At 47.0% G+C, this 4,083-nt stretch carries 3 protein-coding genes and 1 pseudogene; all 4 read left to right on the forward strand.

Annotation, left to right across the window (positions count from 1 at the left end; translation table 11 throughout):
* Positions 1–303 (forward strand): hypothetical protein (locus AC5JLB_RS15075; RefSeq protein WP_495874645.1); only part of this gene is annotated, 303 nt, incomplete at its 5' end.
* A 396-nt stretch (positions 304–699) separates the two neighbouring features.
* A complete protein-coding gene (locus AC5JLB_RS15080; protein WP_495874646.1) occupies positions 700–1,038 on the forward strand; it encodes a hypothetical protein in 339 nt (112 codons plus the stop codon).
* Between the two features lie 267 nt (positions 1,039–1,305).
* Positions 1,306–1,495 (forward strand): annotated as a pseudogene (locus AC5JLB_RS15085) (transposase); the annotation flags it as partial.
* 267 nt (positions 1,496–1,762) lie between these two features.
* Positions 1,763–3,331, forward strand: a complete 1,569-nt coding sequence (locus AC5JLB_RS15090; RefSeq protein ID WP_495874647.1) for a vanadium-dependent haloperoxidase — start codon at positions 1,763–1,765, stop codon at positions 3,329–3,331.
* Positions 3,332–4,083: the final 752 nt, after the last annotated feature.

A 4,083-nucleotide genomic window follows, 5' to 3' on the forward strand; every position in this document is an offset into this window, starting at 1 on the left:
AGTTTCCGAGGAAGTGAATTCGCTCAACATTTAAGTCTTAATTCTGACACTTTCTCATTTTGCGCCGATATTTGGGAACGAACACAACATGATACTTGCAATCCCACTTACTGTGAGAAAGGCTTTGATAGAATTCCGACCTGTTGTTTTCTCTCCTACGGTTGTCTCAAGCCACCGTGGGAGTTACTTTACGTCGGCAACGTGACGCTAGGAACGCTCAAAGCTGGGTGGGTCCACTGGTTGAACCAGTGGCTTGCTTTTGATGCGGAGGCAAACCACATTTACAGAAGCAAAAACGCATGACCTTGAAGCCTTTGCTAAAGTCAGAGTTCTGGCTTTAGTAAATCTGCCTGCTCCTAATCTTCAGAGTTTTTGAACTGAGGTCTGATTCATCAACAGAGGCATAGGAATTGCCTATAAACCTCAATTCATCGACTTCTATCAGCTTCCTCTGCATAAAACTCAAAAAGCAGACGTGTTGAATCAGGGAAGCGGGCAAACCCTTTGCAATCCAGCAACGAAGACTTTGCCTACCTCTACATTTATAGGTCTGATTCACTAATGGAGGCATGGAAACTGCCAATAGGCAGAAGATTCCGAAATCTTTTGTAACCTCTAAAACTTGCCGTTGTCATTCAACAATGGCTCGACAACCAAAAGTACTACTTTTTTGCAGACTCGATTATTAAGGAGAGAATCATGAACACCAAACTCATCCAAAGAAATTTGATAAAGTTCGATCTCAAGCACATTACCGGAATGATGCTAGGAACACTCGCGATCAGCACACTCACTTTTAGTCTGACTCGTCCAGCGTACAGTGCAAATGTGTCTAATGGAAGTCTGAATTGCACAACGCAGGTGAACCGCACCGCAGCAACAGCGACATGCACTGGAGCAGGAAAATGGCGATTACGAATTGACTGTGCCTACCAGGGTGATTACGAGGGTGAAATGGTATCTCAAAAAGGTGGTACGGTTCAGCAGCGAGGTGAATGCAGATTCAAAGCTCGCAATGCAACCGTTGAGTTTAACTAAATCGCGATCGAATTGCATCAGGCATCTTCGCATCTACTGAATCGTAATCTCATAGTTTTCTCGGCAGTGCCGGGGACTCCCAGCTTGCATTACCACTGCTTCAAGTATCAGACAGGTTTGGTGGAAATAGAAATCTGTCGTCACTCGATGAAGACATGAAGATTGCCTGCTAGCAAAAGAACTAAGGATTATAGATTTAGTAGAATCGAACTTCGGCCCTAGCGAATGGAATTCGCGGCTACACAAACGAAGTCCACCGAACGCGGATTGCTGGCTCACAAGCGCTCGATTATCGAAACCATCATTGACCAACTCAAGAGCATTTCTCAGATTGAGCATTCCCGCCATTGCTCTCCGGTCAATTTCTTGGTCAATTTGGTTTCTTTGGTTGATTGCGTATTGCGATCAACCAAAGAAACCATCACCTCATCTAGAATTCGCCATTCGACTAATGTAGTGCGCAACTTGAAAGGACTTGCTCTAGAGCACATCCAATAGTTGGGGAAGATGCGGTCGCGGAGATTTCAAAGGTGCCCTCTAGGGTACTGCAGAGGTTTAACCCGTCTTCTAGGCTAAAGCAACAGTCATCGCAACGTCGTTGTTATCTGCTGTCGCTAATCCAGGTCGTCGGGCACTGATACCAAAGCAACTCTTACCGCAGAACAAAGGGCTGTTACTGCCCTCGTCCTGCTTAACCTGATCAACCTTAGTAAAAAAGTTACTTATGTCAGACTCAATTCTCGCTTGGAATGAAGTAGCACTCGAAGCTAACCGCATCAGCCACACTGAGGCAGACAAGAGAGAGCAAAATGGACCCACGCTCAGCTCCCGCGCCTTAGCGATCGTTCATCTGGCGGTGTATGACGCCTATGCTGGCATCAAAGGGAATCCATCTAATTTACCGCCCTACCTACCTGGACTACCGCCTGCTCCCGCCAATGCCTCACCACAAGCGGCAGTGGCAGGGGCCGCCTACGAAACGTTAAGAAGTCTATTTTCCCAGCAAACCGCTTTTTTTGATACCAAGCTGGCAGAACTCGGCAACCCCTCCGACCCTGGGCACGAATTTGGAGTGCAAGTCGCGCAGGCAATTCTGGCAGATCGAGCCAGCGATCCGAGTGATAATTCTGATGGCTACATGCCGTCCCCAGATCGATACCGCCATCGCCCTGACCCCGACAACCCCAGTCAAGGGTTTAACGCACCGTTTTATGGAGCGAAGTCTAAGGGATTCGCGATTACGGAGCGACACGAACTAAAGGCTCCTCCACGGGGAGATGCTGACTATGTGAAGGCGTTGAGGCAGGTGCGCCGCAAAGGCGTGATGCCTGAATTGATCGGAGCACTGCCCGAATCATTAGAGGTTAGACAACGAACCCCAGATGAAACTTTGATTGGCATTTTTTGGGCTTACGACGGTGCGATCGGGCTAGGAACACCACCACGCTTATACAATCAAATTGTTCGCCGAGTAGCGATTGCTAAAGGGAATACAGAAGATCAAAATGCTCGTCTGCTTGCCTTAGTGAACGTAGCCATGGGCGATGCTGGAATTTTAGCTTGGGATCAGAAATACTTTCACGATTTCTGGCGTCCTGTTGTCGGGATTCGTGAACATGATCTCTCTTTCGGTTCAGCGGCAACCGAAGCGAACAATAATATTTCAAACGATGGTGATCCGTTCTGGTTGCCGTTAGGTGCACCAAAGTCAAACATTGTGAATCGAAGATTCTTCCCAAACGCCCCCATGGATCCTCCAACGAATCGATCGTCCTCCCCATCCCAGGAGGAATTAGAAAGGGCCGTGGATCAAGACCCAAGGCGCAAATGTGCTGAATGCCTCACCTTAAACAAGAACTTCACGCCAAACTTCCCAGCCTATCCATCAGGACATGCAACCTTTGGAGCAGCTGCTCTGCACATCACACGGCTATTCTATGGCGTGGACATCGGCAACCAAAAGCCTGATACATTGCTTGATGGACTCGATTTTATCTCCGATGAGCTTAACAGTGGAAATGCAAAGCTTGAGGGCGGCACCGAGGACAGTAGAGGCACTGTACGCCCCACTCATCGTCGCGAGTTTGCTGGTGGCTTGTGGCAGATGATTATTGAGAACGGACTCAGTCGCGTTTATCTTGGCGTTCACTGGGTTTTTGACGCCTTTAAGGTTAAACCGAATGGCGAACCTGACCTGTCGGAAAAATTCGGAGGTGTTCCGCTTGGTCTAGACATCGCGGAGGACATCTTCCGTAGTGGCATGAAAAAGTCGGCAGTCAGTTCACGCATCTAACACAGGGGTGTGGGCGATTTTGAGCATACTTTTAGACGCAAAACTTTTATGTCTAGTCTAAAAGTATGCCTTCGTAGGGGTCGAGCTGAGATACGTGTAAGATAATGCCGCGAATCTTGAAACCGTTTGCTGTACATACATTTTAAGCATCAGATCTTCTAGCGGTTACAATCCTGATTTGCTGCGCGGGAGGACAGAAGTCCTATCCTTTGAACTCTCTTCAGCAGGTTTTCTGAAACTCAGTACAGGTACAGCTTTTCGACCCATCTTGCACTTTTTTGCCCGTATTTCGGTTCAACCCCAATTACTCTCTAAATTTAAGCCATACCAAGATGGCTACCCGCCCTTTTATTAAACAGGAATCTATCCCTACATAACAAATGTTATTACTCCCAAAATATTTTCTTTTATTTCTTATCCGAAAATCTATAGCTCTAATCGGTAATTCTCAAAGTATTTGAATGAACGTCGCCGCCGTAAGCGGACTTGTATTACTTTGCTTCACTTGCACGCTTCACGGCTCGACTTCGCTCAACAGCACCCTTCGGACGCTGCAGTTTCTGGACGTAGCAAGCTACGAGGAATCGACCCTAGGGAGATTGAAATTTAATTTTGAGTTTTCTCATTTACTTCCATCATGATTGCTTGTAATTTTCCAGCGATTACTAGGGGAAAGAAAATGTCAAGAAGAAATGTAGCAGAAGTAGGGCGAACGCATACGTTTCTTCATAATTGCAGCTGAAGAGTTGAAC

It is taken from the genome of Myxacorys chilensis, assembly GCF_059505265.1.